This window comes from Aquimarina sp. 433 (assembly GCF_054054605.1).
In genome coordinates this window covers 18,759-45,199 of the sequence record NZ_JBSWZK010000013.1, presented here as the reverse complement: position 1 = coordinate 45,199, position 26,441 = coordinate 18,759, and the positions used below count along the sequence as shown (strand labels likewise).

27 protein-coding genes and 1 pseudogene are annotated in these 26,441 nt (G+C 31.7%); 12 read left to right on the top strand and 16 right to left on the bottom strand.

Translation table 11 applies throughout. The annotated features are described in order from the left end of the window. The first annotated feature begins 162 nt into the window (after nucleotides 1-162). The 3 genes and pseudogenes from glyA to ACWNT5_RS21575 all read left to right on the top strand — a co-directional run bounded on the left by glyA (nucleotide 163) and on the right by ACWNT5_RS21575 (nucleotide 2,652). Nucleotides 163-1,437, top strand: a complete 1,275-nt coding sequence (gene glyA, locus ACWNT5_RS21585) for a serine hydroxymethyltransferase (RefSeq protein WP_299602365.1) — start codon at nucleotides 163-165, stop codon at nucleotides 1,435-1,437. Nucleotides 1,438-1,646: 209 nt separating this feature from the next. Then, nucleotides 1,647-2,183 (top strand): annotated as a pseudogene (locus tag ACWNT5_RS21580) (GNAT family N-acetyltransferase). Between the two features lie 85 nt (nucleotides 2,184-2,268). Next, the gene (locus tag ACWNT5_RS21575; RefSeq protein ID WP_299602356.1) at nucleotides 2,269-2,652 is read left to right on the top strand and encodes a VOC family protein; all 384 of its coding nucleotides are present in this window, start codon (nucleotides 2,269-2,271) and stop codon (nucleotides 2,650-2,652) included. Between the two features lie 33 nt (nucleotides 2,653-2,685). Here the strand turns inward: ACWNT5_RS21575 and ACWNT5_RS21570 are convergent, their stop codons facing one another. From ACWNT5_RS21570 to ACWNT5_RS21560, 3 genes are read right to left on the bottom strand one after another with little or no spacing between them, the layout of a single operon-like run. Then, nucleotides 2,686-3,291 (bottom strand): carboxymuconolactone decarboxylase family protein, encoded by a 606-nt coding sequence (locus ACWNT5_RS21570; RefSeq protein ID WP_299602353.1) that lies wholly within the window; start codon nucleotides 3,289-3,291, stop codon nucleotides 2,686-2,688. Nucleotide 3,292: 1 nt separating this feature from the next. Beyond that, complete coding sequence (gene lspA, locus ACWNT5_RS21565) at nucleotides 3,293-3,811, bottom strand: signal peptidase II (RefSeq protein ID WP_299602350.1); 519 nt, start codon at nucleotides 3,809-3,811, stop codon at nucleotides 3,293-3,295. Nucleotides 3,812-3,864: 53 nt separating this feature from the next. Beyond that, nucleotides 3,865-4,407, bottom strand: coding sequence for a GNAT family N-acetyltransferase (locus ACWNT5_RS21560; protein ID WP_299602346.1), 543 nt, complete (start codon nucleotides 4,405-4,407; stop codon nucleotides 3,865-3,867). Between the two features lie 226 nt (nucleotides 4,408-4,633). Here ACWNT5_RS21560 and ACWNT5_RS21555 point away from each other — a divergent pair, with 226 nt between their 5' ends. Both ACWNT5_RS21555 and ACWNT5_RS21550 read left to right on the top strand, forming a co-directional pair. Further along, the gene (locus tag ACWNT5_RS21555) at nucleotides 4,634-5,494 is read left to right on the top strand and encodes a CPBP family intramembrane glutamic endopeptidase (protein WP_299602344.1); all 861 of its coding nucleotides are present in this window, start codon (nucleotides 4,634-4,636) and stop codon (nucleotides 5,492-5,494) included. Nucleotides 5,495-5,566: 72 nt separating this feature from the next. After that, nucleotides 5,567-6,436 (top strand): leucine-rich repeat domain-containing protein, encoded by an 870-nt coding sequence (locus tag ACWNT5_RS21550; RefSeq protein ID WP_456518546.1) that lies wholly within the window; start codon nucleotides 5,567-5,569, stop codon nucleotides 6,434-6,436. A gap of 9 nt (nucleotides 6,437-6,445) precedes the next feature. On the opposite strand, the gene ACWNT5_RS21545 is transcribed toward ACWNT5_RS21550, so the two are convergent. Then, on the bottom strand, nucleotides 6,446-6,742 hold the full coding sequence (locus tag ACWNT5_RS21545) for a hypothetical protein (RefSeq protein ID WP_456518545.1): 297 nt from the start codon (nucleotides 6,740-6,742) through the stop codon (nucleotides 6,446-6,448). A 22-nt stretch (nucleotides 6,743-6,764) separates the two neighbouring features. Continuing rightward, nucleotides 6,765-8,318: a hypothetical protein gene (locus tag ACWNT5_RS21540; RefSeq protein ID WP_299902132.1), complete on the bottom strand. Its 1,554-nt coding sequence runs from the start codon at nucleotides 8,316-8,318 to the stop codon at nucleotides 6,765-6,767. 218 nt (nucleotides 8,319-8,536) lie between these two features. Here ACWNT5_RS21540 and lpdA point away from each other — a divergent pair, with 218 nt between their 5' ends. Continuing rightward, nucleotides 8,537-9,943 (top strand): dihydrolipoyl dehydrogenase, encoded by a 1,407-nt coding sequence (lpdA, locus tag ACWNT5_RS21535; protein ID WP_299902131.1) that lies wholly within the window; start codon nucleotides 8,537-8,539, stop codon nucleotides 9,941-9,943. Between the two features lie 57 nt (nucleotides 9,944-10,000). Here lpdA and ACWNT5_RS21530 read toward each other — a convergent pair whose 3' ends face one another. The 3 genes from ACWNT5_RS21530 to ACWNT5_RS21520 form a co-directional block, all read right to left on the bottom strand. Then, nucleotides 10,001-10,462 carry a hypothetical protein gene (locus tag ACWNT5_RS21530; protein WP_456518544.1) on the bottom strand — a complete coding sequence of 154 codons (462 nt, stop codon included), beginning with the start codon at nucleotides 10,460-10,462 and terminating at the stop codon, nucleotides 10,001-10,003. 100 nt (nucleotides 10,463-10,562) lie between these two features. Then, a complete protein-coding gene (locus ACWNT5_RS21525; protein WP_299602329.1) occupies nucleotides 10,563-11,273 on the bottom strand; it encodes a LytR/AlgR family response regulator transcription factor in 711 nt (236 codons plus the stop codon). After that, nucleotides 11,263-12,339 carry a sensor histidine kinase gene (locus ACWNT5_RS21520; protein ID WP_299602326.1) on the bottom strand — a complete coding sequence of 359 codons (1,077 nt, stop codon included), beginning with the start codon at nucleotides 12,337-12,339 and terminating at the stop codon, nucleotides 11,263-11,265. Before ACWNT5_RS21520 ends, ACWNT5_RS21525 begins: the two co-directional genes overlap by 11 nt. 214 nt (nucleotides 12,340-12,553) lie before the next feature. Between ACWNT5_RS21520 and ACWNT5_RS21515 the strand changes: the two genes are divergently transcribed. From ACWNT5_RS21515 to ACWNT5_RS21505, 3 genes are all read left to right on the top strand, one after another. Further along, entirely contained in the window at nucleotides 12,554-12,970 is a 417-nt protein-coding gene (locus tag ACWNT5_RS21515; protein WP_299602324.1) for a MotA/TolQ/ExbB proton channel family protein, read from the top strand. A 143-nt stretch (nucleotides 12,971-13,113) separates the two neighbouring features. Then, nucleotides 13,114-14,439, top strand: a complete 1,326-nt coding sequence (locus ACWNT5_RS21510) for a serine hydrolase domain-containing protein (RefSeq protein WP_299602322.1) — start codon at nucleotides 13,114-13,116, stop codon at nucleotides 14,437-14,439. Between the two features lie 233 nt (nucleotides 14,440-14,672). Next, nucleotides 14,673-15,791 carry a glycoside hydrolase family 26 protein gene (locus tag ACWNT5_RS21505; RefSeq protein WP_299602319.1) on the top strand — a complete coding sequence of 373 codons (1,119 nt, stop codon included), beginning with the start codon at nucleotides 14,673-14,675 and terminating at the stop codon, nucleotides 15,789-15,791. Nucleotide 15,792: 1 nt separating this feature from the next. On the opposite strand, the gene ACWNT5_RS21500 is transcribed toward ACWNT5_RS21505, so the two are convergent. The 5 genes from ACWNT5_RS21500 to ACWNT5_RS21480 all read right to left on the bottom strand — a co-directional run bounded on the left by ACWNT5_RS21500 (nucleotide 15,793) and on the right by ACWNT5_RS21480 (nucleotide 21,671). Beyond that, on the bottom strand, nucleotides 15,793-17,154 hold the full coding sequence (locus tag ACWNT5_RS21500; protein WP_456518543.1) for a DUF3179 domain-containing protein: 1,362 nt from the start codon (nucleotides 17,152-17,154) through the stop codon (nucleotides 15,793-15,795). Nucleotides 17,155-17,220: 66 nt separating this feature from the next. Next, on the bottom strand, nucleotides 17,221-18,987 hold the full coding sequence (locus ACWNT5_RS21495) for an ABC transporter ATP-binding protein (protein ID WP_456518542.1): 1,767 nt from the start codon (nucleotides 18,985-18,987) through the stop codon (nucleotides 17,221-17,223). A gap of 34 nt (nucleotides 18,988-19,021) precedes the next feature. Continuing rightward, nucleotides 19,022-19,765 (bottom strand): subclass B1 metallo-beta-lactamase, encoded by a 744-nt coding sequence (gene bla / locus ACWNT5_RS21490; protein ID WP_456518541.1) that lies wholly within the window; start codon nucleotides 19,763-19,765, stop codon nucleotides 19,022-19,024. 3 nt (nucleotides 19,766-19,768) lie between these two features. Beyond that, on the bottom strand, nucleotides 19,769-20,308 hold the full coding sequence (locus tag ACWNT5_RS21485; protein WP_456518540.1) for a metal-dependent hydrolase: 540 nt from the start codon (nucleotides 20,306-20,308) through the stop codon (nucleotides 19,769-19,771). Between the two features lie 7 nt (nucleotides 20,309-20,315). After that, the gene (locus ACWNT5_RS21480) at nucleotides 20,316-21,671 is read right to left on the bottom strand and encodes a DEAD/DEAH box helicase (RefSeq protein WP_456518539.1); all 1,356 of its coding nucleotides are present in this window, start codon (nucleotides 21,669-21,671) and stop codon (nucleotides 20,316-20,318) included. A 204-nt stretch (nucleotides 21,672-21,875) separates the two neighbouring features. Between ACWNT5_RS21480 and ACWNT5_RS21475 the strand changes: the two genes are divergently transcribed. After that, nucleotides 21,876-22,496, top strand: a complete 621-nt coding sequence (locus ACWNT5_RS21475) for an L-threonylcarbamoyladenylate synthase (RefSeq protein ID WP_299602306.1) — start codon at nucleotides 21,876-21,878, stop codon at nucleotides 22,494-22,496. Nucleotides 22,497-22,501: 5 nt separating this feature from the next. Here the strand turns inward: ACWNT5_RS21475 and ACWNT5_RS21470 are convergent, their stop codons facing one another. Beyond that, on the bottom strand, nucleotides 22,502-23,377 hold the full coding sequence (locus ACWNT5_RS21470; RefSeq protein WP_299602305.1) for an AraC family transcriptional regulator: 876 nt from the start codon (nucleotides 23,375-23,377) through the stop codon (nucleotides 22,502-22,504). Between the two features lie 228 nt (nucleotides 23,378-23,605). Here ACWNT5_RS21470 and ACWNT5_RS21465 point away from each other — a divergent pair, with 228 nt between their 5' ends. Continuing rightward, nucleotides 23,606-24,190, top strand: a complete 585-nt coding sequence (locus tag ACWNT5_RS21465) for a hypothetical protein (protein ID WP_299602303.1) — start codon at nucleotides 23,606-23,608, stop codon at nucleotides 24,188-24,190. A gap of 172 nt (nucleotides 24,191-24,362) precedes the next feature. Beyond that, nucleotides 24,363-24,494: a hypothetical protein gene (locus tag ACWNT5_RS21460; RefSeq protein WP_299602301.1), complete on the top strand. Its 132-nt coding sequence runs from the start codon at nucleotides 24,363-24,365 to the stop codon at nucleotides 24,492-24,494. Between the two features lie 5 nt (nucleotides 24,495-24,499). On the opposite strand, the gene ACWNT5_RS21455 is transcribed toward ACWNT5_RS21460, so the two are convergent. Continuing rightward, complete coding sequence (locus tag ACWNT5_RS21455; RefSeq protein WP_299602298.1) at nucleotides 24,500-25,237, bottom strand: LytR/AlgR family response regulator transcription factor; 738 nt, start codon at nucleotides 25,235-25,237, stop codon at nucleotides 24,500-24,502. Next, nucleotides 25,238-26,284: a sensor histidine kinase gene (locus ACWNT5_RS21450; RefSeq protein WP_299602295.1), complete on the bottom strand. Its 1,047-nt coding sequence runs from the start codon at nucleotides 26,282-26,284 to the stop codon at nucleotides 25,238-25,240. Nucleotides 26,285-26,441 lie beyond the last annotated feature (157 nt).

Below are 26,441 nucleotides of genomic sequence, written 5' to 3'. Positions count from 1 at the left end.
TATATAATAATAGAACGTTTTATATATTTTATTTCTGTGAAAGTTAACTAAAAAATGTGATATTTTTAATTGTGAAGAAAATGTTGAAATTTATTGTTATTCCATAGATTTATTTTATGGAATGTTCCTATTTTTGAAGATCTATTTTATAAACAATACAACATGCAACGCGACGAGCAGATTTTTGATTTAATTCAAGACGAAAAAGAGCGCCAGATCAACGGATTGGAATTGATCGCTTCAGAAAATTTTGTAAGTGAACAGGTTATGGAAGCAGCCGGTTCAGTTTTAACTAATAAATATGCAGAAGGATATCCTGGTAAGAGATATTACGGAGGATGTTCTGTGGTAGATGTGGTGGAGCAAATCGCTATCGATCGTGCTAAAGAATTGTTCGGAGCAGAATATGCTAACGTACAACCACATTCAGGATCACAAGCAAATACCGCAGTATACCATGCTTGTCTTAAACCAGGAGATAAAATTTTAGGATTTGACCTTTCTCATGGAGGACATTTAACACATGGATCTCCGGTAAACTTTTCTGGTAAACTATACAATCCAGTTTTTTATGGTGTAGAGAAGGAGACAGGTAGATTGAATTATGATAAAATTCAGGAAATTGCTACAGCAGAAAAGCCTCAATTAATTATTGCAGGAGCATCTGCTTATTCTAGAGAGATCGATTACAAAAGATTTAGAGAAATTGCTGATAGTGTAGGAGCAATTTTGTTAGCAGATATAGCGCATCCTGCTGGTTTAATCGCCAAAGGGGTTATCGCAGATCCAGTACCTCATTGTCACGTTGTAACAACAACAACTCATAAAACATTAAGAGGACCAAGAGGAGGACTGATCATAATGGGTAAAGATTTTGAAAATCCATTCGGTATTACCCTTAAAAGTGGTAAAAAGAGAATGATGTCTTCTTTATTAGATAGTGCTGTTTTTCCTGGAAATCAAGGAGGACCGTTAGAGCATATTATTGCTGCAAAGGCAATAGCTTTTGGAGAAGCATTAACAGATGAGTTTTTACATTACATTATTCAGGTAAAGAAAAATGCAGCCACCATGGCAGATGCATTTGTAAAGAAAGGATACGAAGTGATTTCTGAAGGTACAGATAACCATATGATGTTAATCGACCTTAGAAATAAAGGGGTTACTGGTAAAGAGGCAGAAGAGGCTTTAGGAGTAGCAGAAATTACGGTAAATAAAAACATGGTACCGTTTGATGATAAATCTCCGTTTGTAACCTCTGGTATTCGTATTGGAGTTGCTGCAGTAACAACACGTGGATTAAAAGAAGATGATATGTTGGCAATTGTAGAGCTAATAGATCGTGTCATTAACAACGTAGAAAATGAAGAAGAGCTGCATAATATTGCAAATGATGTAAATGCAATGATGGCAGACAAACCTTTGTTTGTAGTATAATCATTGACATAAAATAACTGTATTCGAAAAGCGTAACCCAAGGTTACGCTTTTTTTGTTTATTAATGTAGCGTATAAAGCTTCTTAAAAACAACATTAAATAATTTAGTATGATAAAATTATAATTAATAAATTGAGTAAGAATAAGTTTTAGAGCATAATAGATGATTCAAACTAAGTGTTGAAAGGATTCAATGTAAAGTATATCAAATGAAAATACACGTAGAAACTGACAGATTCTTCTTAAGAGAACTTGAGACATATGATGATAAAGGAATGTTTGAACTAGATTCTGATCCTGATGTTCATGAGTTTTTGGGTAAACGACCTATAAAAACCATAGAAGAGGCACAAAAAGTTATTGATATGATAAGAGCTCAGTATATCGACAATGGAATAGGCAGATGGGCAGTGATAGATAAGAAAACGAATGATTTTATAGGCTGGTCTGGTCTAAAATATTAGAAAGAATTACGAAAGGAATTTAATTATTACGATATAGGGTATCGACTTATAAAAAAATATTGGGGAAACGGAATCGCCACAGAAACGGCGATAGCTTCATTAAAGTATGGATTCGAAAAATTAAATCTTGAAGAAATTAGTGCAGCAGCAGAAATCCAACATATCGCGTCTAATACAGTCCTAAAAAAAGTGGGATTACAGTTTGTGGAGACTTTTGAATATGATAATGAAATACTCAACTTCTATACGCTAAAAAAATCTGACTGGTTGAAATCGCAATGACATTACTTGTTAATAATTGATTAAATCTATAAACAAAAAAAGGTGAATATTGTAATTTTAGGATACAACTAAAACCTTTTTTATAATGAGATTAAATGCTGGTATTTTAACAACTAAATTAAAAGAGACCAAGGAGTTTTACATTAAAGCATTGGGGTTTGCTGTAAAATTTGAAAATGATTTTTATCTTCTTCTCAAAACACCTAATGCTAGGGATACTTTAAGTTTTCTTTTACCCAATCATCCGACACAGCAGCCATTTTTTCATAAACCTTTTATGGGACAAGGTATGTATCTAACAATCGAAGTGGATGATTTAGATCAGTTATATGAAGAGATGAAAACAAAAGATATAGCTATTAAAGTTGGATTAAGAGATGAACCTTGGGGAGAAAGACACTTTGCTATCGAAGATCCAAATGGAATAGGAATCGATATTGTAAAATATAGGGAACCTCTTGAGAACTGATATTTATCCACAATCAGCCTAGTTGATGTTTTTTTAAGAGTGTCCCCAGTTATCTGGATCGTTAGAATCATTTGGAGATAATCCTATGATATCTCCATCAGTATTTACTCCAAGTCCGACAACTGTACGATTTACATAATTAAAATAACTTACCACTTGATTGATTTCTAAAATCTCTCCATCCGTTAAATTATGATCTCTCAACGAATCAATATCCATTTTTGTAATAGTATGATGGGATAAGGTCAATTTTTTAGCATACTGCATTCCTTCAAGGTATTTTGTATCAAAATAAGAAGCTGCGTCATCTTTCTGAATACAATTGGCGATTTGTTCGAATTTTAGATCATCAGCAAGTAAACGCTTTAATCCCGCGCTATGATGTGCGACACAATAATCACATTGATTTAAAAAACTTACATAGACACCTAGCGTTTCTAAATACCATTTTGGTAATGTATTATTAGAATTATGCAATACATTTTTATATAATCCCATATGACCCACTAAAGTATGAGGTCTTAGGCTATGAATGGATAAGACATTATCGACATTATTATTTGGTCCTTTAACTCGTTCATAAAGTCGTTTTAGCTGTCCTTTCGCATTTTCGAAAGTGATTTCCTGTATCCAAGCCATATTAATTCGTAGTTTCTCTAAAGAAAGTATCTTTCTTGGTAATCAAAGCAGTGATTAAAATAATGAAGGAACCCAACATAATAGAAACATCAGCCATATTAAAAATCTCAGTTTTTATAATTCCTATATCCATGATCATAAAATCAGTAACCGAACCATGAACAATGCGATCATAAAGATTTCCAATTCCGCCTCCAATAATAAAAGTAAAACCTACAATAGTTTCTTTAGAGTAATTAGTTTTTATAATAAGAAGTCTAAGTAAAAATAGTAGTACTAGAATTGGTAATATTTGTAATAAAATAATTTTTAGAACTGGAGCAAGATCTGATCCTAAACTATAAGCAGCACCAGTGTTTTCTACTTTGGTTAATACAAAGTTGTCATCAAAAAGGTGTATTTTTTCATCCTTTTCAATAGTTTGTCTTACTACAGTTTTTGAAATCTGATCACAACTAACGTTAAGCAACACTAGCGAAAAAATTACTAGAATTCGGATTTTATTGGTTATGTTTTTCATATAAATAAATAACGATATAAAGTCCTAAATGTAGCAAAGAAATATGGGATATATTAGTTCCTAATGTTTTTATGGTAGAGAGCACATGTTTTTAACCTTACATCACCTAATAATTTAGGGTGATCAAAAACTTTTAGATGTTTCATTCCTATCTTTTCCATTACAGCTATAGAATTTTCATTTATCTCAGGTGCTATAGAATAAATATCTTCTAATTTTAAATGTTCATAGGCATATGCTAAACACGCTTTTGCACCTTCTGTTGCTAATCCTTTTCTCCAAGTTGATTTTTTTAATCTCCATCCAATATCTACAAAAGTTCCTAACTCTTCAAGATACGATTGTTCACTAAGTCCAATAAAACCAATTAACTCTTTGCTTTCTAATAAGTCTACTGCAAAATAGCAAAAGCTAGTGCGTTCATAATGTTGTTGCATTCGAAGAATAAAATCTTTGGTTTGATCCAATGTAGGTTTATATGGGAAAAATTCCATAACATCGTCGTCATTATTAACCTCTGTATGCAAGATGTCTAAGTCTTCTATGGACCAATTACGAAAGCCAAGTCGCTCTGATGTAAATAAATAAGATTTCAAAAGTTTGAATTTTGATGATTTTTACTTTTCGTTTTGTAAAGATGGATAAAGAAGGGAAAGTTACATATATTTAAAAAACCTTAAAATAATTTTGAAACCATTTCTAGAAAACCATAAAACTATGGTTTATAAGAATTTGAAGTTCTATGAATAAGAGACAGTCCTTTTTTTTTAAGCACAAATAAAGCGGAATAATAATTGATAAAAAGATAAGAAACTTACAGCCATGATAAAATTAGAAAAAAGTGTTTGGATATACCTTATCCTCTTATTGTTAGCCACATATTTAGTACAAATGTTTATTATTCTTAATGGAGGACAAGAGTATGAGTTTTTTCAACCTTTTATGGTTCTAGCTATGTTCATTCCATGTATTGGGACCATCATTTATCTGGTAAAAAATAAGGTTGGTTTAAAATATATTGATTGGAAACTTCGTACATTTTGGTATCTTCTATTAAGTTTACTTGTTCCTATAATTATTACGTTACTTGGTAGATTAGTATTTGAAAATATTGGTTGGGGAATTAATCATGAATACCTAATTAATGATAATAAGGTTATTAATATAGATTTGTCCTTGCTTTTAGGAAATGAAGATCAAAGTATTTCTTTTTTCTGGGCTAACTTTTTCATTACAATGCTTGTTGTTAATTTAGTTGCCAGTTTACTAGCATTTGGGGAAGAAGTTGGTTGGAGAGGTTTTTTACAAAAGAAATTATTAGAGCAAAACAGTTTGCTAAAATCAATTATCTTTTTAGGATTGGTTTGGGGTTTTTGGCACTTACCAATCGTTTTAGATGGATTTAATTATCCAGAATATCCAATTTTGGGGGCTTTTATTTTTCTTCCTATAAATACAGTGTTTGTATCAAGTTTTTTAGCGCTATTGACAATTAAATCTAAAAGTATTTGGCCAGCGGTTTTTGCTCATGGAGGTGTTAATGGTGTTTTAACATTGTTATTCGAAATGGATTTTGGAGAATATAAACTACAAGCCAATTTTGGTATATTATGTATTTGGATGGTAGTTGGAGTTATATCTTATATGATTGTTCGTAAAGGATATACAAAGGAAAATGTATAGTTTATGTTTGTTAAGGATAACGCAATGAGAGCAATACTATTTCTTATTTGTTTGATATGCATACAATTCTTTATGAGTGCTCAAAGCACCGAAAAATTGATCTTAAAGGATGCGGTACAAGGAAATGAAAAGCTAACTAGTGTATCTCTAGATTGTGAAGAGTTAGATTTGTTTTCAGAATCTATAGATGGGTTAATGACACTAGAATCATTATATCTTAAGGATTGTAATTTAGAAAATATTCCTAATGAGGTACTAAGGTTGTCAAAATTGAAACTTCTTAATGTAGAAGGCAATAAATTAACTTCCTTACCACCAGAGTTTGATAAAATGAACCAATTAACAGTATTAAATGTGAGAGGTAATGATTTTAATGAAATACCTACTATTTTGAGCGAATTGCCGAATCTAAGAGAGATTGATTTAGCTAAAAATCCAAATTTAGATATTTTACAAGCCAGCAAAGTATTAACCCAAATAGAAAAGTTAGACTTCTTGTATTTGAGTGAAAACAATCTAAAGGAATTACCAGAAGAATTCTCTAAGTGTAATGTATTACAAGAGCTACACCTTAATGATAATCCAGAGCTTGATTTGGATCAAGTATTTTCTATAGTTGAACAAATAAAATCATTAAAGATTTTGGTTTTATCTAATAACGCTATTAAGGAAATACCTAAAAGTATCAGTAAATTGAATCATATCGAAGGATTGGTCTTGGATGCTAATCCAAAACTTCAGCTTTCCAATCTTATAGCTGCAGTAGATTCTTTACAAAATTTAAAAGTACTTCTATTACGAAATAACAACTTTCAATTTATGCCTCAAAATTTAAAAGGTCTTACTGGGTTAAAAGTTTTAGAACTTAATAAAAACAACTTTTCTGAAAATGAAAAAGAAAGAATAAACGAACAGTTACCGAATACAAAAGTAATTTTTTAATCTCCTTTTTTATGTAAGTATCCCACTAAGCAAGATGCTTACTGTAGCTGTTATTCCGATGATAGAGCCACCAAATATACTTAGCACTATTTTTTTGGTTGATTTACTATTTTTAAGAAATACCTTGTAAATAAATAACTGACCTAAGAAAATCGGAATGGCATAGATTCCAAATATCATCAAAACGAAAGGTTCCTCTATCCAATTAAAATTATAATTACCTTCATCTATAAAAAATAGGAAAAGTGTTATTAAGAGAGCACTAGTTCCTAAGATAAAAAGTTCATTATTTTTGGATATCGTCATAGTAAAAAAGAAGTATGTTTATTTAATTTTCTTCCATTTCGAAAATAATACTTTCATAAGCGCCAATATCTGGAGCGGTCATATCTCTAGGTGTACCTAAAATATCAGTACCCATAGTTGGAGTAGAGGCCTGTCCGTTTGCAGCGGAATCATCACCAATATTCAACTCATTCTCAAAAGGAGCTTTAAAACTAGGATCTTCATTCAAAATAACGTTATTAAACAAACTATTATCAGTGAAATCGTATAAGGCATTGTCAGAAAACTGACCATTGAAATCATTAAAACGTATAAGAGAATTTCCAAAATTATAATTAAAGGTTGTCCCTTCAGCTCTGGTAATTCCAAGTTCTAGGTTTTCGTTTCCATATACGATACAGTTAGTAAAATTAGCTTCAACAAGATTTTCGGCTAAAATTTCTGTAATATTTCCATCTTCATCTCTCACTACGAATATGTTGTCGATAGCCAATGCAGGTGTATCTCTAAAACTTACATTCCAATAGTTCGCAAATGTACAATGGTTAAAATTATAAGTACCTCCGAATGAAGCATACATAGCATGTATCCCTGCGTTATTGATGACCAAATTTTCACCTCTGATATTGGCTGTTCTTCCTAAAATTCCAAAAGCAGAGTGGTTATAAATTTGAGAATTGGTAATAGTTAATGTAGGATCGGGACCTCCGTCGTTAGAATCCATAATAATTCCGGCGGCTCCGTTTTTTATCGTAGCATGATTGATGACATGTCCTGTACTACCAGCAGTAAGCCATATAAAAGCCCACTGACCAGGAATCTCACTAAATCCAGGTTCTAATCGATCACTTTCAAAGATCACTTCATTTTCTAATAACTCTGGATCCGAACTTACTTCACCATTTACTATGAGTGTAGAGTTGTTTGCAGCAATAATCCCTGATTGATCATGAAAATGAATTCTTGCTCCCGCATCTATAGTCAAGGTTCTATCAGGTGGAATGGCCGCAAAACCATAGATTACATAAGGTTTCTCGTTGGTAAAATTGAGCTCATCATCTTCCAAGAAGAACCCTTCAATACTATCACCCTCATTGCCAATAGGAAGCTGTTCTACCATTCCATCATCATCTCTAGAGGGGAATAAAAATACAGCATCTTTTACTAGTGTTACTAAATCTACATCTTGCTGACTACCTGTAGGATCAAATAAAATTCGATCTGTATATAAAAATTCTAAATCACCTGTTTGTTGTGTAATATCAGTTGTAGTTTCTACAAAGACAAAAATACTATCCTTAGCCAATACTTGAATGTCTTGAAAAGATTTTCCAGGTATTCCATCTACATTTAATCGATAATTAGAACTTTCTCCTCTCTCTAATGCTATACTTGGAATTGTAAAATCATCATTAGTTCTATTGTATACTTTAAAGCTATACGTACTCGAACCAATATTGGTAAAAACGGTATCTAAAAATAAGGTGTCTGTTGAAAACTGCAGATTACCAGTACTCGGACCAGACTCAAAATCTTTACGACAAGAACTCCATAAAACTATAAGAACAAGGAGGAGAAGAGAAGATAAATATCGCATTATTAAATAGCTATTTTGTTTAAATATATCCAAAAAGCTTTTAAAAAATAGTATGATTTTTAGAAAAGCTAATCGACGTGTTAAATGTATAACTTTTTAACCACTACTAATATTGCTTTCATAATAAAAATTTGATAAGATCTTCACTTCTGTAAGAAGCAAAACATTTGTACATTTGTTATTCTAAAAATTTTATAAGACAATATAAAAATCTCTTTATGAGTACATATGATGTAGCCGTGATCGGCTCCGGACCTGGTGGATATGTCGCAGCAATACGTTGTGCACAACTGGGTATGAAAACTGCAATAATCGAAAAATATTCAACACTTGGTGGAACTTGTCTTAATGTAGGATGTATTCCTAGTAAAGCATTACTAGATTCGTCGCATCATTATGAGCATGCAATAAAGCATTTTGCAGATCATGGGATTGAAATTCCGGGAGATGTAAAGATTAACTTAGAAAAAATGATTGCCCGCAAGCAAGCTGTAGTTGATCAGACAACAGGAGGAGTTGATTTTTTAATGAAGAAAAATAAAATTGATGTTTATGAGGGGATTGGTTCTTTTAAAGACGCTACTCATATAAACGTTACAAAAAATGATGACTCTGTAGAAACTATAGAAGCAAAACAGACGATCATTGCTACAGGATCAAAACCTTCTACCTTACCTTTTATTACTATTGATAAAAAGCGTGTAATTACTTCTACAGAAGCGTTAAAGCTTAAAGAAGTTCCTAAACACCTTGTAATTATTGGTGGAGGTGTTATTGGTTTAGAGCTAGGGCAGGTGTACCGTCGCTTAGGAGCTGAGGTTTCTGTGGTAGAATATATGGATAGAATTATTCCAGGAATGGATAAGGCTTTATCCAGAGAGTTACAGAAAGTTCTTAAGAAACAAGGGGTTAAATTTTATACTTCGCATAAGGTAACAGGAGTAAAGGCAACAGCGAAACAGGTGACTATTACTGCGGATGACAAAAAAGGAAATCCAGTGGAGTTTAAAGGAGATTATTGTTTAGTTTCTGTAGGGAGACGTCCATATACGGATGGATTAAACGCTGAAGCAGCAGGAGTTAAACTAAATGATAGAGGACAAGTAGAAGTAAATGATCATTTACAAACATCAGCTAGTAATATTTATGCAATTGGTGATGTAATAAAAGGAGCGATGTTAGCACATAAAGCCGAAGAAGAAGGTGTCTTTGTTGCAGAAACACTAGCAGGTCAGAAACCGCATATTGATTACAATCTTATCCCTGGTGTTGTTTATACTTGGCCTGAGGTTGCGGCTGTAGGTAAAACGGAAGAAGAATTAAAAGAAGCTGGGATTGCTTATAAATCTGGTCAGTTTCCATTTAGAGCGCTAGGAAGAGCTCGTGCTAGTGCAGATCTTGATGGATTTGTAAAGATTTTAGCAGATGAGAAAACGGATGAGGTACTAGGTGTTCATATGGTAGGAGCACGTTGTGCAGATCTTATTGCAGAAGCTGTAACTGCTATGGAATTTAGGGCATCTGCAGAAGATATTTCTAGAATGTCTCATGCACATCCAACATTTACCGAAGCTATCAAAGAGGCTGCATTAGCTGCTACAGATAATAGAGCTTTACACGTGTAAAAGTTTAAGAATATAGATAAAAAAGCGAGCTCAGTGCTCGCTTTTTTGTTTTACCTTTTAGTTCGCATTACTGCCAATGTTTGCTGTGGCAACTACCGGACCATCAATTCCGTTTAAACGAATAAGAATGTGCCCATCAAATGTTATTAATTCATCATATGAAATTGGGTTTTCTGGATCCCATTCTTCATTTTGATATAAACCATTAACGTAAGTATTACTATAGCCTTCAGAATCAAATTGCTCTAATGGTATGATAATCTCTCCTTCTTCAGAAACAGAGTTTGTATATACATTGGTAAAATAAGAATCTGATTCATTAGATCCTTCTAAGAAAATGGTAATTGCACTTTCTGCATTAACAGCACCGACTTCTCTTATCATTACTACTCCTGAGATACCAGAATTGTTAACTTCTGTAAATGTATATTGTTTGTTGCGGAACGAATCATCATCATCTTTATTACAAGAGGTAAATAGAGGAATTACGGTTAGTAGCATTAATAATAGTTTTCTCATTTCTAAAAGTTTTAAAGTTTTCTAAATGACATTTTCCCCTAAAAAATGTTGCAAAAGAAAGAATAGATAATCTCAAAAGAGTAATCTTCTTTAGTTAGAATTAGATGTTTTCTAACCTATTTAAAACTTGAGTTTTGTAATTTCTACTGATAGGAATTGATTTATTACTGAGTACCAATTCTTCATTAGAAAAAGAATCAATTTTTTTGATTGCAATGATAAAAGATCTATGGGTTCTCATAAATTGTTGCACAGGTAACCTTGCTTCAATATTACTGATAGTTTCTCTGGTTACTATAGTGGCATTATCACAATGAATTTTTAGATAATCATTATAACTTTCTACATAAATAATTTCCGAAAAATCTATTTTTTTCATCCTTCTATCTGACCTAACAAACATAAAATCATTTGATTGAATCTCTTCAGTAGTAGTATTGGAAACTTTGTGATGTATTTCAAAATAATTATCCACTGCGTTTAGTAACCTTTCAAAAGAAATTGGTTTTAAAAGATAATCTACAGCATGTAGATCAAAACCGTCAATAGCATATTCTCGATATGCGGTAGTAAAAATTATTTTAATTTCTTTATTAATCGATTTGGCAAAGGATATTCCAGATATTTCAGGCATATTGATATCTAAAAAAATCAAATCTATTTTATTAGCATTAATACAATTAAAAGCTTCTAAGGCACTAGCACAAACAGCAACCACATCTATGAGATCGATTTTTTCTAAATGGCTAGCAATAATATCTCTTGCTGTAGGTTCATCATCGACAATGATGCAAGATATTTTAGGATTCATAAGCTGTAGTGTTTTTAGTATTTAGATATAATTTTACAATATGCCAATTCTTGTTTTCAGTAATTTCTAAAGAATGATGCTCTTTATATGCTAATGCTAATCGTTTTTTGATATTACTTAATCCTATTCCTTTATGATCGCCACTATTGCCTGGAAGGGTTGAATTTTTTATAGAAAAATAAATCTCATGATCTTTACATGTTAAACTCATATGAATGGATAGTTTTTGATCGATAATTTGTCCATGCTTAAAACTATTTTCTACAAAAGGAATAAACAGCATAGGTGCTACCTGAATGTTGGTATTAATATCTTGAAAATCTGTTGAAATATCTAATACATCTCTAAAACGCATTTTTTCCAATGTAACATAATCTTCTATATGGTTTATCTCATCCTGCAATTGTACTAGAGGTTTATCGGATTGATAGAGTAGATAATCCAAAAGGTTTGATAATTTTAGAATCATCTCTGGAGTATCCTCAGATTTTTTTAAAGCAAAGCCATATAAGGTATTTAATGTATTAAATAAAAAGTGTGGATGAATCTGCATTTTTAGATAGTTCAGTTCCTGTTCTTTCAGTTTTAACTGAGCCTCCAAAATTTTGTTTTTTAGTGCCTGATTCGCTGTGGTTGATTTATAATTGTGTTGAGCCAGATTTAATGCACTGGCAATGAAAACAACAAAATATACAGCCACAAACAGAAAAAATGGACTTCTTGTCATTGGAGCCATTCCTTCATATTTTAGTGAGGATAAAAAGATAAGACCATAAAAGAAGGAGATAACGATAAAAAAAGCTGATACGATTAAAGTATAAATACAATAAAGTAGGAATAGTGCATATCGCTCTTTTATTAAATATTGTGGAATTAAAATATCTGTTACTGTATACGTAGTTCCTATGGTAACAGGCATAAGAAATAACGAAAAAGAAAATACGTAATTGATATCCTCTGTATTGTAACCAAAAAAATAGGTATACCCAAACAGTACTACTGTCCAAAATATGGAATGTAGTAATATGGTAGCTAGTTTTTTTAGAATCGTATCTTTAGAAATCATATTTAAGTACAATATCAGTATTTTTTATCTTTCAAGTAGTATTTTTGGATGAATAACGGAATTAGTACTTATTATAACAAAATTACATAGTTGTTTTCTGAACACTATACGAATCAAGCTAAATACGAAACGAATTTGGTAGATAAGCGCAAAAAAAATATTCTTCTTACTTTAGAAACTAGTTTTGAATATGTTTAATTCAAAATTACTTACTATGATATCACTATTTCTTTTACAATCTGAAAGCAGGTCTTTTTTCTCTACATTCTTCGCGAGATTGCAAGAAGGAGGAATGTTTTTTATGTTCCCTATCCTATTGATGCTTTTGTTGGTATTGTTTCTTATCGTTAGAGGAGTTATTTCTTTGAGAAATGAGCAGAAAGGACTTCAAAAAAATATTCAATTACTAAACTCAATTGGATTATTAACTTTAGTATGGGGAATGCTTGGACAACTAATTGGTATTGTAGGAATGTTTGATCAATTAGAAGAAATTGGCAATATATCCACACCTATCTTCGCTGGTGGACTAAAGGTTTCTGCATTACCTCCAATTTTTGGTTTTCTTGTCTTTATAGTTTCAAGATCGGCCTCTATAATTTTTACTTGGATTGCTAAAGAATCGGAATAACCGTTTTTATTCATCAAACAAGTATCTATTTGTTTGATTCTTTTCATAATAACATTTCACTTAAATACATAATGAAGTTGCTATCAAAATAATCTTTTGAGAAGGATCTTGCTTACTTCATTTCCAAACAAAATATGTATGATATGATTAAAAAAATGATCATTATACCTTTCCTTTTGATCGGTTTAGGTATCACCGCACAGAATTTCAATAAAACAAAATTAGACAGCTTGTTTACCATCATCGATCAAAATAATAAAGGAATGGGTAGTATTTCCATATTTCAAAATGGAAAAGAAGTATATGCTAATTCCATAGGATATGCTGATATAGAGAATAAAATAAAGCCTGATAAAAATACGAAGTATCGTATCGGTTCTATTACAAAAACTTTTACAGCTACGTTAATTATGCAGTTGGTAGATGAACAAAAATTAAGTTTAGATACCTACTTGAGCACTTATTTTCCGGAAATACCGAATGCAAGTAAGATCACCATAGAACATTTACTAAGACATAGAAGTGGTTTATTTAATTTAACCGAAGATGAAGACTTTTTAACTTGGATGATTTTGCCAAATACTAGAGAACAAATGTTAGAAAGATTAGTAAAGAGAAAGGTGAATTTCGAACCAGGTGCTAAGACAAGATATTCTAACACCAATTATTTATTACTTTCTTACATAGCTGAAGAAATAGAAGGCAAAACATATGCAGAAATTTTACATGCTAGAATTATCAAACCACTAGATCTGAAAAGGACTGCCTACGGTAAAAAAATTAACTCTAAAAATAACGAAGCCCTATCTTATGTGCTAAAAGAAGATAATTGGAATATGGTGAAGAATGAAACACACATGAGTGTTCCTATCGGTGCAGGAGCAATTGTTTCTACTCCTACAGAATTAAATGTATTCTATGAGAATCTTTTTTCTGGTAGATTGGTTGCAAAAAATTCATTAGATAAAATGATGGATATTTCAAAAGGAATGGGGATGGGAATCAGTGGAGAAACTTTCTTTAATAAACAAGCTTATGGTCATAATGGAGGTATTGATGGTTTTCAGTCGCTTACATTATATTTGCCAGAAGAAAAAATTGCAGTTTCCTACATAGGAAATGGAGTAGTAATGTCTCCAAACAGTATCATTATTAATGTGTTGGATAGTTATTATAATAATAATTATCAACTTCCTAAGTTCGAGAAAACATTAAAATTTACAACTGAAGAATTAGACCAATATTTAGGTGTTTATGTAAGCGAATCATTTCCTTTTCAGATAACCATTACTAAAGAAAATACTGTGCTCATAGCAGACGCAAAAGATGGTCCTACATTTCCATTAAAAGGGTATAGTAATCATAAATTTATTTCTGATAGAGCAGGAGCGGCTTTGTTTTTTCATCCGACTGAGAATGAAATGGTGTTGGAGTTAAATGGAAACAAAGTGAATTTCAAAAGAAAATAGACTTAAGAGATGGATAGCTTTAATCTCTATATGAAAATCAAATGATATTTGAAGAAGGAGTTCAAAAACATACACTTACAGGAAAGTAAGAATTGTATTTGGAAACTTAAAACCTTGATCACTAACTAATAGGTCGAGGTTTTATTTATTTTGCTAAGGTTCAAAAAATGACTAAATAATGTTTTTAAAATAGCTCGATGTAAGGTTTTAGAATATATTCGACTATAAAAAGTATGGGTAGATTCTTTCTTATAATTATTTCCTTCTTTTTATTAAGTTGCTCTACAGAAGAAGAAAGTTTATTCGATCCTAACGCAGAAAGAATTCCACCTTTAATCACTAACGATGGTTCTTTTGCGGATAATGATTTATGCGATGAAGCCAAAGATTTATACAATAGACTTATAGAATTAACACAAAACGGAATTGCCTTTGGTCAACAAGCTCCTTTCGGTACTGGTAATAACTTTCCGATGCCAGATAAATTAGACGAGGATTTTTTAGAAGTAGCTCAAGATTATCCAGCTATCGTTGGATTTGATCTAGAACTGATAAGCCTTCAGAATGAATTTATTATAAATGATTTTATTGAGAAATTCACAAATGCTGTCATAGAAGCTCATAACAATGGTAGTATCATTACTATGAGTTGGCATATGGTAAACCCAAATAATTCCGCAGGTGTTTTAACAACAGTAGTACCTGATATGTTAGAAGGAGGAAAGTACAGAGACAAGTTTTTAGATAACCTGGCAAAAGCAGCAAGAGTTTTCAAAAATATTAAAGACTCAGAAGGAAATCCAATTCCTGTATTATTTAGACCTTGGCATGAAATGAATGGAAATTTTTTCTATTGGGGAGAAGGTTTCAGAACTACAGAGGAGTACAAGCAATTATATAAGGATACAGTAAGGATTTTGTCTGAAGATTTGGATGTACATAACTTGATTTATATCTATGCGCCAAATTGGGTTTCTAGTGCAGAAGAGTATATGAGAAACTACCCAGGAGATGAATATGTAGATATGCTGGGCGTAGATGTATATGATTTTAAAAATGGTAATTTTTTGCAAAGTGCTCTACGAAATTTACAAATTGTTGAAGACATTGCTACCGAAAGAAATATGCTATTTGCACTTACCGAAACAGGGATAGAAAATGTAACTCAGACTGATTGGTGGACGAATAGTCTGTATAAAGCTATCAGAAGTAGCAGTATTACCTATGCCATGATCTGGAGAAATGATACTCCTTCTTTTTTTCACGCCCCTTTTGTAGGTCATCCCTCCGAAGATAATTTTAGGGAGTTTGTAGATACGGATCTAATACTACTAAGTGAAGATCTTAAGTAACCTATTTAATTAGAGTAACATTTGGAAAAGCAGCTTGATATCCAAACCAAAAGGCATTGTAGGCAGGAAAGCGTGCTAATTTTTGTTTAGTAGTTGTATGTATCAAAGCATCTTCTGTGAGTTGCCAAGTATTACCATTATTATCAGTCGCTTCAATACCTTTATCATAATCTGTGAATTCAACATCTTCTGTGAAGTATACTCTATGCGCTCCTGATTTATCAGTAAATACCGTGAAGTTATTGTTGCTAATTGTATGTTTAAATATTCTTTTTCTCTTAAGAAACTTGGAGGAAATCGCGAAATTTTCTTCTGTTTGATCAGGAAGTCTAATGGCTAGTATTTGTTGTTTGTTTTTAAGCCTTTTATCTTTTTTAGGAATGTTAAACATTAAATTATCCGTAGCAAAATAATCTTTGTATGCTACACCTTCATTATAATCTCTTTGATGTCCTGTACGTAAGGATAGTACAGATGTTTCTGGATGTCTCTTTTTCCATTCTCTCCAGGTGGTAGTAACCACACTGAGATATTCTAATTCAATATTTTTTCCTACCAATGGACCTATTACGGGTTTTCCCCATAAGGTATTCCAAAGCGATTGAGTTTCTTTATCGTACATCAGTTTGTTAGAACGATGCAAGAATCCACTAGTTCCTAAATCGTATTGTACTCCGTCTTTATTTGTTTTATATACTATTACGGTTCCACATAGTGTACAATAAACTCCTGCTAATGGAATTCCTCCAACAGTATCTGTAAACATTTCATGCCAAGCTAAAATACGTTTAGGATATGCTCTAACATCACCATTGACAGCGATGCCAAAAACAATATGATCATCTTTTAAATACGTAGCTTGTTTTGCAGTAATCATTAGAGGATTTCTAAGAGGTGGAATACCGTCTTGTACGACACCTCCCCAACGAACTTCATCCAATCGAATCGTTGATTGTTGTTCTCTGTTTAAAAAATATCTTGAAAATTTGTAATCGATGTAGTGATGTAATGTTCCTTTAAATTTGTAATAATTAGAATTATAAGCTGGAGCCTTATTCCAAATATATTCATACCATGCATTAAAATCGTAACCATAATTTTTTTCAGTCTCTTTCTCTAGTAACGATAGGATTTTGGTTGAAGTTTTTGTGTTGTTTAAAAAGTAAAGAGTCTCTATCGCAAGTATTTCAAAACTTTCTTTCCAGTTGTAATCGATATAAGTGTATGCGGTATTATGGGTGTTTAGATCTGAAGAAGTAAAAAAATCTAAGAAATACTCATATCCTTCTTTTTGTACAACTTTCTGAGCATTTATTTCCTTAATACTAAAAAGTACAATACACAATATTAGAATATTTTTCATTCAACTTTTTTAACTTGGTCGAATGATTACCTGATTTTTAACAGATTTAGGAAAGTTTTAATAATTTTAGATCCTTGCCTGATAGGTATAAAGATCAAAATATCTTCCTTCTGCAGCAATAAGTTCATCATGATTCCCTCTTTCTGCAATATGACCGGCCTCTATAACCAAAATTTGATCTGCTTTTTTAATAGTGCTTAATCGATGTGCAATTACAAAGGTAGTGCGACCTTTCATTAATTCATTAAGGCTCTTCTGAATTAAAGCTTCACTTTCTGTATCGAGATTAGAAGTAGCTTCATCTAAAATAATGATTTTTGGATCTGCAAGAATAGCTCGTGCTATAGCAATCCGTTGTCGCTGACCACCAGATAGTTTTACTCCTCGTTCACCAATTAAGGTATCTAAACCATCATCAAATCGATCTGTGAATTCATTTACATAAGCTGCTTTTACGGCTTGCCGTAATTGTTCTTCGGTAGCATCAGGTCTTGGAAAAAGAATATTATCTCTAATCGTACCTTCAAATAAAAATTCATCTTGTAATACAACGCCTAAATTCCTTCTGTAACTACTCAAATTAACTTTGGAGATATCATTACCATCTATAGTGATTAAACCGGATTCCGGATTTAAAAAAGTAGCAGACAACCCAGCTATGGTTGATTTTCCCGAACCGGAACTTCCTACTAATGCTGTTACGGATCCCGAAGGTGCTTCAAAACTAATGTTGTGCAATACTTCTTTACCTTTTTCGTAAGAAAAGGATACGTTATCAAACAGGATGTCTCCTTTTATAGTATCTAGCAGGATTGTTCGTTTTTCTGCGTCTTCTTCAGGATCCATATTCATTAACTCTTCAGTCCTGTCTAAACCTGCTAACGCTTCGGTTAATTGAGAACCAATATTGCTCATTTGTACGATCGGCGCGATCATAAATGCCAGAACCATAGTAAAGAATAAGAAATCACCTGTTGTCATTTCACCTTGCATCATATAATATCCACCAATTCCCATAATACCTGTAGATGCAATGCCTGCCAATAAAAAAGTAGAAGAACTGGTCATCAGGGCAGTTGCAGTTAAACTCTTTTTTACATTTTGGAATAAGCGATCAACACCACTCTCAAAAATTTTATGTTCTTGTTCTTCTGCACCAAACCCTTTAATCACTCGCACACCTGCTAAGGTTTCTGTTAGTCTACCTTTAACTTCAGCATTAATTTGTCCGCGTTTTCTAAAAATAGGACGGATATATTTGAATGCTTTAAGTGCTACAATTCCAAAAAGACTTACGGGAACTAGCACAAAAAGTGTCATCCAAGGATTTATATAAATCAGAATCCCCAAAGAAACTAAAGCAGTGAATATTCCACCTACCATTTGTACCAGACCAGTTCCGATTAGATTTCTTACACCTTCAACATCACTCATGATTCTTGATACCAAAGCACCTGATTTAGTATTGTCAAAAAAACTGATTGGTAATGATAAAACTTTTTTCTGTACCTGTGCTCTTAATTCAGAAATTAGATATTGCGCCTGTACACTAAGAATTCTGGTTAATAGAAAGGAGGTAGTTGCTTGTATTAATATGGCTACACCCACTATGATTAATAGTTCGTATAATAAGCCGAGATCTTTTGAAGGAATCACTTCATCTAACAAAGCTTTACTTTTCCATGGTAAAATTAGTCCGGCAATTCTATTAAAAACGATTAAAATCAAACCTATGAATACCAGATTTTTTCTGGGCCATATTATAGTTTTAAAAGCGGTAATTATGCTAACTTTTGGTTTTTTCTTAGAAGTTTCTTTTGTGGTGGATTTCATCTGTTTGCTTTTATAGCTTATTTCAATCGGTTAATTATTTCTGAAATAAGGAAATAGTATAATCTAATAACGTAATGTCTCCAATTTTTCCATGACCAGGAATCACCGTTTGTACTTCTGGATACTTCGATTTTACTCTTTTTACAGTATGAGACCATTCATCGGTATTGGCATCTTCTAGATTTCCCTTAGAAGCTTTAAGGCTCTTAACCATACAACCCCCAAATAGAATTTGATCATCTGGGAAATAAGAGACAATATTATCTTCGCTATGTGCTTCTCCAAAAAAAGTATTCACTATTTTTTTATCACCTAAATGTAATACAATAGAATCTTCAAATACCTGATCTGGACTTTCATATTCCTTTTGATTCATTAGTTCGGCTGTATGTTTAGAAGCAATAGATGGGATATTATATTTTTTAAAGATGTCCATTCCCTCATGGCAATCTCTATGAAAATGATTAAAAACAACTCCTTTAATGGTTACATTCTTGTCGTCTTGAAGCCATTTGATTAAATGTTCGGTGGCAATATCATTAGCAGGTGTATCAAAAATAAAAGCTTCGTCGTTATTTACATATACAAATCCATTACAATTATATTGTTTACCATTGTCCAAGAAAATTTTAGAAATATGGACATAGCCATTATCGTTTACTTTAGAAAGTTTTAAGTTTGGGGAAACCTCTATATGTTTTCCTTCTTCTTTGGATTTACAACATAAAAAAAGAACGAATAAAATAGGTGAAATAAATCTTAGTCGCTGTTTAGTCATGAATTAGGAGGACTTTTTTCTTTTTAAAATATTCATAGCTAATATATAACAACCTGATGGAATACCGATCCATAAAAGTTCGCTTAACAATACTTTAATTCCCCAGACACTAAAAAATCTACTGGCACCTATTGGTGAAACTTGGATAGGTCGCCATGGAAAGAAGTAACGATTATTATCAAAAGGAGAAAAGAAAGCAATTCCTAAACCTCCTGAAGTCATGGCATCTAAAATTCCATGAGAAGCGGTGCATATGCTAAAATAAAGGATAAGAAATAATCCTGTTTTAGAAGTTAGTTTTTTGCCATAGAAGATAACGGTAATTAAAATACCAAACAGGATTGCAAAAATAAATGAATGGGTAAATCCTCGATGCCCCCAGAAGTCTTCGTAGGCAATACCAAATTTAAAACCTAGAACATCAGCATCTGGAAGTATAGAACAAAGTATTCCTAGGATCCAAAGCTTTTTGGTTCTTAATTCTTCACTGAAACTTGTTCCAAGTGCATAAGCCGTTAGCGCATGTCCAAAAACTGAAGCCATTTTAGTATTACTTTTTCCTTTTCTTATGTTTTAGGTTAAAAGTCTTATCTCCTTTGGTCTTTGGTTTCTTGTATTTCTTTTTAATTTCCCTTTTATATTTACCTCCTAGATTTACTTTTTTGTTTTTGTCTTTCTTTTCATGAAAAGCAGCTCCAACTTCATCATTAGGACGTTTATGAGGATTATATATTTCCTTTACTTTAGGTTGTTCTTCGGGAGTTAATTGGTCCGAAATTTCAATGCTATCCGGAAGATCTAATTGTTCAATCTTCATATCCATTAGTGTTTCAATGGATTCTAGATATTCTTCCTCTTTTTCTGTAGTAAGCACAAAAGAAACTCCTTTTTTTTCGGCACGTCCAGTTCTTCCAATTCTGTGCATATAATTTTCTGGATATTCAGGAGTATCAAGATTTATTACTTGGCTTACATTTTCGATATCCAATCCTCTGGCCATTACATCTGTGGCAATCAGAATTCTATTTTCACCTTCCCTAAATTGTTCAATACTTCTTAATCGATAATTTTGTGTTTTATTAGAGTGAATCACACAAACTTCATCATGGAATTTTTGGTCCAATGCTTCAAATAGTCGATCGGCTATTTTCTTGTAACCTACAAAAATGATCGTTTTATGAAAAACTTCTGTATCAGATAGTAAGTGTTCCAAGAGGTTTACTTTGGTGTAAAAATTAGGAACTTTATAACCATGTTGTTTTATATTTTCTAGTGGAGTACCGCTTTTAGCAATGGATACTTTTATAGGTTTTCTAAAGAAATCTGTAATCAATTTGTCCACATCCTCGGTCATGGTTGCAGAAAACATAATATTTTGACGTTGTTGTGGAAGTACATCAAAAATATTCATTAATTGATGTCTGAACCCTAAATCTAACATCACATCTACTTCATCAATAACTACTTTTTGAATAGATTTTAATTGTAATGCTCTACTTACGGCAAGATCATATAGACGCCCTGGTGTAGCAACAATAATATCTAGTCCTTCTGATACGATCTGTTTTTGAGTATTTATATTCGTTCCACCGTAAACTCCTGCAATTCGTACATTGATATATTTAGATAGTTTTTCAATTTCGTCTACAACCTGTACTACCAATTCTCTAGTTGGAACCAAAACCAAAACTCTTGGGTTTTGCTGAACAGAATATTTTAGCATTCTTAGAATTGGTAACATATAAGCGTATGTTTTACCAGTTCCTGTTTGCGCAATACCCACAACATCTTTACCAGACATTACCACAGAGAATGCTTGTTCCTGAATAGGAGTGGGGGTTTCGAATCCTATATCATCAAGAGCATTGAGGAGTTGTGTACTTAAGTTTAAATCTTTAAAAGTCACTGCTATATCATTTTTTGTGCGAAAGTAGTTTATTTGGTTCCAAAAAGTATGATTCCTTGAGGAATATAGTATTTTAAATTCAAAAAAAAATAAAATTAATAGCTTTAATATTTTTGTGCATACCCTCAAAAAGATCATAAATACAGCAGTAATAGCTAATAAAGTATACGATAAAGCACTATCTTTATACCACTGATAATAGGTATGGCAGAGCTAGTAAAACTATATAACGAAAATCCAAATCCACGAGAAATTAAAAAAGTAGTTGATTGTCTTAGGGATGGAGGTTTGGTAATTTACCCTACAGATACGGTATATGGGTTAGGATGTGATATTACCAATAACAGAGCTTTAGAAAAAGTAGCTAAAATTAAAGGTGTTAAACTAGCCAAAGCTAATTTTTCATTTATCTGTAGCGATCTTAGCAATTTGTCAGATTATGTGAAACAAATAGACAATAGGACATTCAAACTTCTAAAAAGAACGCTTCCTGGACCTTATACTTTTATTCTTCCAGGTAGTAATAACTTACCTACCGTTTTTAAAAAGAAGAAGACTGTGGGAATTAGGGTGCCTGATAATAACATTTGTAAAGTTATTGTAGAAACGTTGGGTAATCCTATTGTTTCTACTTCTATTTATGATGAGGATGAGGTCATAGAATATACTACAGATCCGGAACTGATATTAGAAAAATGGGATAATTTAGTGGATATGGTTATCGATGGTGGATATGGTGGCAATATTGCTTCTACGATAATTGATCTCACTGGATTTGAGCCAGTTTTAGTCAGAGAAGGGAAAGGTACTATAGATATTATCTAAGTAATTTAAGAAATCACGTATTTTAATTCATTCCTATAAGTACTTGGTGTTTTGCCTGTAAATTGTTTAAACAGTTTATTGAAGTGTGAAAAATTACTAAAACCACTTTCGAAACATATATCCGTAATACTCGTTTGTTTTTCATGAAGTAGCTTAGCAGCGTGTACTAGTCTATATTCATTCACAAACTGAATAAACGTTTTGCCTGTATTCTTTTTAAAATACCTACAGAAACCGGGAACACTCATACTTACTTTATCAGCAATCTCTTCTAACGGAATTTGTCTCGTAAATTCTTCTTGCACGAAGTTAAAGATCATATTGATACGGTTATTATCTTGTAATGAAGTTTCAATTATAAAGCCTTCCGCATTTAAAATGGAATAATCCTTTGTCTGTTGCATTTCTTTAAACACCTGAAGTATACCTAATAACCTATCAAAAGGATCTAATAATCCTAAAGCCTCTATACGTGCACCTATTCTTCTTTTGGTATCACCATGAAAAACAATTCCTTTTTTTGCTTGTTCTAATAATTGGTTAATGCCACTCATTTCTGGAATGTCGAAAAAGGAATTTCCAAGAAAATCAGGTAACATTTGAATAATAGTTTCACTTTTATTCAGCGTTAATTTATCTGTAAAACCACAATGAGGTAGATTGGATCCTATAAGCATTAATGCGCCATTTCTGTAATAGGACATATGACTACCAATTTGGCGTTTTCCAGCTCCACCATTTACATAAACGATTTCAATTTCAGGATGATAGTGCCAAATTGGTTCTTTATTCATTTTTTCCTGAGAGAAGTTTTCATAGAAGAAAGAACTACCAAATTCTGGAACTATTTTCTCTAAGGCAGGTTTTATATTCTTTTTCATAAATGGGGAATTTTCTCTTTATAATTATTTTGTAAAGATAAAAAATCTATTTTGTTAATTAAATGTAAAATATTATAAATCATATGTTAAATTAACTTTAAGGTGATTTCATAGTATATGTGTAGGTTAAAATAGAACATATATATGCAAATATAGATGTATTTATACACTTGTTTACCGTTTTATATTTGCAGTGTAAATTATTAACAACAACAAAAACCTAAAGTTATGAGAAGAGTAATTAATGTATGCCTGATTGCAGTTGTAATCATTACAAGTAATATTGCTAATGCTGCAGGAAGAGTTTCAGTTGAAATCACAAATTCGTCAATGGTTAATGTATCCTTGACTGAAGTAGAAAAAGGAGAAAAGTTATTTTTAAAAGATTATGACGGAGAAGTATTATTTAATGTTACGTTAGATGCTACTCCAAGCTATCAAAAGTATTTTAACCTTAGTAATGTTTCTGATGGAATCTATTTTGTAGAGACAGAGACTCCATATGAAATTAAGGTAACACCTTTATTAAAGAACAAAAAAGGAGTGTCTTTAGTAAACCAATCTGCGGTAACTGTTTTCAAACCGTTAGTTAAGACAGATAACAATATCATTAAGGTAATGTTTAATAATACTGAAAAATCACCATTAAATCTTACGATTTATGATAGCGATTTCAGATTATTAGAAGAAGTAACTGGTAATGAAGATTCATTATTTAAAAGAACATATGATTTTTCTAAAATGCCAAAAGGAGAGTATCAGTTCTACTTCTCTTTAAAAGACAGAACCTTTATAAAGAAAGTTAGTATTTAATTGTTTTATTAACTCAACCACTAGATAAAAAGGCAGCGCTAACCACGCTGCTTTTTTTATGCCATAGATTTTGATAGGTTAATATTGAATAGATATTGGTCAATTTAGAGCTTTTAAACTATTGATATTCAGTGTAAATTTAACCTAGATAATAATCTTTAAAATTATAATTATGAAAAAAATAGCAGAACTTTATCTAGTAGTAGTAGCGATTTTTGTGGTTTCTTTTTCTGATGGATTAAAAGAGATTTCTTTTGATATTAAAGATTTTTCATTAGATACTGACGAATTTTTAAACGCGTAATAATTTTAAAAGTATCCAAGAGTTTCTTTTACCTTGGATTTATAGTTTCTACCAACAGGAATTTTTAGACTTCTAAGTTCTATTTCACTGGTAGAGAAAGAGTTTATATGATCTATTGCGATTATAAAAGAACGATGTACTCTAAGAAATTTGCTAGTAGGAAGAATACCCTCCATATGGCTAATGCTTTTATATGCGATAATTTCTCTTTCTAGTGTTTTTACTTTTATATAGTTTTTCAGACTTTCGATATAAAGAATATCTTTTAGAAAGATTTTTTGCATCTGCTTTTCAACCTTTAGATATATAAAAGTAGTATTGTAATCGCTTAAGATATTCGAGTTGTTCGTCTCTAAGGTGTTGGTTTGAGTAGTATCGTTTTTAGAAAGTTTAAGTACTTTGTTAATAGCTTTTAAAAATCTGGAAAATTCGATAGGCTTTAGTAGATAATCGATTGCTTCAAGATTAAAGGCATCTACCGCATAATCACTATACGCTGTTGTAAAAATGACATTTGGTATAGGCTGAATGTCTTTTAAAAAATCGATCCCAGTTAGATTTGGCATTTGAATATCCAAGAAAATCAGATCTATAATGCTATTAGTAATACTATGAAATGCCTCCAAAGCATTTGCACAGGATTGTACCAATTCTAGTTGATCTATTCTAGCAATATAATTTTCTATTATTTCTCGAGCTAGCGGTTCATCATCTACGATAAGACATTTAATTTTTGGATTCATCTAAGATTGATACGTAAAATTTAATGTTAAGACCACTTCAAAGGATTGGTTATTATCTTCTATGTGCAAAGAATAGTTGTCGGCATATAGTAAATCTAATCTCTTTTTTACATTTCTGGAGCCAATCCCACCAATAAATTGTTCTTCGGTATTATGATCAGGGAATTTTGAATTTTCAATCTGCATTATTAACTTATTTTGTTTTGCATTTAGATAAATTACAATCCATGATTTTTCCGAAGAAGAAGTTCCATGTTTAAACGCGTTTTCTACAAAAGGAATTAATAAAAAAGGAACAATTTGATAATCGTTATCCATTTCATAATGAAAACTAATCTCCACAAAATTACCAAATCTTAATTTTTCCAGATCCGCATAATTTTTTAAATAATCTATTTCTTTACTAAGAGAAACTTTTTGGGTATTAGCCTCATACAGCATATATCTCATCAATTTAGATAATTTTAATACCGCGGTCTCTGCATCATTTGACTTTTTAAGGATTAGGGCATAGAGATTATTAAGTGTATTGAATAAAAAATGCGGATGTACTTGATTGCGAAGTTGTATAAGTTCAGCTTCGATTTTTTCTTTTTCTAATTCTAGTGTTTTTTGTTGTGCATTAAAGTAAAACCTAAAAAAAACAATTCCTAATGGAACTAATGCAGCAATATTTACATCTAAAATAGTATTTACCAGTTCAGTAATAGTAAAGTACCCTTCGCTTTGCCATCCAGGAAGGTAGTTTGGTTGTACATAAAAGTAGATGATTGGTCTTTGAATACAGGTGCTAACAACTAATAAGGTGATAACATAGAATATAATAAATAGTACAAATCTTTTCGTTTTAAAAAACTTAGGTAGTAATACATAGATGGTGATATAAACCAATAACATTCTTGCGGGCAAGCTAAATGTTTGTATAGTGAATGATCTTGCGTAGTCATTATCGTAAGTACCCCAGGTAATACCAAAAAATATGATTAAACAAATCCAATAAAGAATATGTCTAAGAATCTTATTGGAAAATATTTTTTTTATCAGCATATGCCTCATATTTCATTTGAACTTATAAACTAAAATCTAAAAAAAATCAAAGATTTAATAAAAATCAGTACGGATAACCTTTAATCTTATACAAACAACAGTTCTTTCTCAAGATTCAACGAAAATAGTATATAGTTAATAGTGCATACGGTATTCG

Excerpts from the sequence above, each read along its gene's own strand:
- glyA (WP_299602365.1), top strand. The coding sequence starts at position 163 with ATGCAACGCGACGAGCAGATTTTTGATTTAATTCAAGACGAAAAAGAG.
- ACWNT5_RS21575 (WP_299602356.1), top strand. The coding sequence starts at position 2,269 with ATGAGATTAAATGCTGGTATTTTAACAACTAAATTAAAAGAGACCAAG.
- ACWNT5_RS21570 (WP_299602353.1), bottom strand. The coding sequence starts at position 3,291 with ATGGCTTGGATACAGGAAATCACTTTCGAAAATGCGAAAGGACAGCTA.
- lspA (WP_299602350.1), bottom strand. The coding sequence starts at position 3,811 with ATGAAAAACATAACCAATAAAATCCGAATTCTAGTAATTTTTTCGCTA.
- ACWNT5_RS21555 (WP_299602344.1), top strand. The coding sequence starts at position 4,634 with ATGATAAAATTAGAAAAAAGTGTTTGGATATACCTTATCCTCTTATTG.
- ACWNT5_RS21550 (WP_456518546.1), top strand. The coding sequence starts at position 5,567 with ATGAGTGCTCAAAGCACCGAAAAATTGATCTTAAAGGATGCGGTACAA.
- ACWNT5_RS21545 (WP_456518545.1), bottom strand. The coding sequence starts at position 6,742 with ATGACGATATCCAAAAATAATGAACTTTTTATCTTAGGAACTAGTGCT.
- ACWNT5_RS21540 (WP_299902132.1), bottom strand. The coding sequence starts at position 8,318 with ATGCGATATTTATCTTCTCTTCTCCTCCTTGTTCTTATAGTTTTATGG.
- lpdA (WP_299902131.1), top strand. The coding sequence starts at position 8,537 with ATGAGTACATATGATGTAGCCGTGATCGGCTCCGGACCTGGTGGATAT.
- ACWNT5_RS21530 (WP_456518544.1), bottom strand. The coding sequence starts at position 10,462 with ATGAGAAAACTATTATTAATGCTACTAACCGTAATTCCTCTATTTACC.
- ACWNT5_RS21525 (WP_299602329.1), bottom strand. The coding sequence starts at position 11,273 with ATGAATCCTAAAATATCTTGCATCATTGTCGATGATGAACCTACAGCA.
- ACWNT5_RS21520 (WP_299602326.1), bottom strand. The coding sequence starts at position 12,339 with ATGATTTCTAAAGATACGATTCTAAAAAAACTAGCTACCATATTACTA.
- ACWNT5_RS21515 (WP_299602324.1), top strand. The coding sequence starts at position 12,554 with ATGATATCACTATTTCTTTTACAATCTGAAAGCAGGTCTTTTTTCTCT.
- ACWNT5_RS21510 (WP_299602322.1), top strand. The coding sequence starts at position 13,114 with ATGATTAAAAAAATGATCATTATACCTTTCCTTTTGATCGGTTTAGGT.
- ACWNT5_RS21505 (WP_299602319.1), top strand. The coding sequence starts at position 14,673 with ATGGGTAGATTCTTTCTTATAATTATTTCCTTCTTTTTATTAAGTTGC.
- ACWNT5_RS21500 (WP_456518543.1), bottom strand. The coding sequence starts at position 17,154 with ATGAAAAATATTCTAATATTGTGTATTGTACTTTTTAGTATTAAGGAA.
- ACWNT5_RS21495 (WP_456518542.1), bottom strand. The coding sequence starts at position 18,987 with ATGAAATCCACCACAAAAGAAACTTCTAAGAAAAAACCAAAAGTTAGC.
- bla (WP_456518541.1), bottom strand. The coding sequence starts at position 19,765 with ATGACTAAACAGCGACTAAGATTTATTTCACCTATTTTATTCGTTCTT.
- ACWNT5_RS21485 (WP_456518540.1), bottom strand. The coding sequence starts at position 20,308 with ATGGCTTCAGTTTTTGGACATGCGCTAACGGCTTATGCACTTGGAACA.
- ACWNT5_RS21475 (WP_299602306.1), top strand. The coding sequence starts at position 21,876 with ATGGCAGAGCTAGTAAAACTATATAACGAAAATCCAAATCCACGAGAA.
- ACWNT5_RS21470 (WP_299602305.1), bottom strand. The coding sequence starts at position 23,377 with ATGAAAAAGAATATAAAACCTGCCTTAGAGAAAATAGTTCCAGAATTT.
- ACWNT5_RS21465 (WP_299602303.1), top strand. The coding sequence starts at position 23,606 with ATGAGAAGAGTAATTAATGTATGCCTGATTGCAGTTGTAATCATTACA.
- ACWNT5_RS21460 (WP_299602301.1), top strand. The coding sequence starts at position 24,363 with ATGAAAAAAATAGCAGAACTTTATCTAGTAGTAGTAGCGATTTTTGTG.
- ACWNT5_RS21455 (WP_299602298.1), bottom strand. The coding sequence starts at position 25,237 with ATGAATCCAAAAATTAAATGTCTTATCGTAGATGATGAACCGCTAGCT.
- ACWNT5_RS21450 (WP_299602295.1), bottom strand. The coding sequence starts at position 26,284 with ATGCTGATAAAAAAAATATTTTCCAATAAGATTCTTAGACATATTCTT.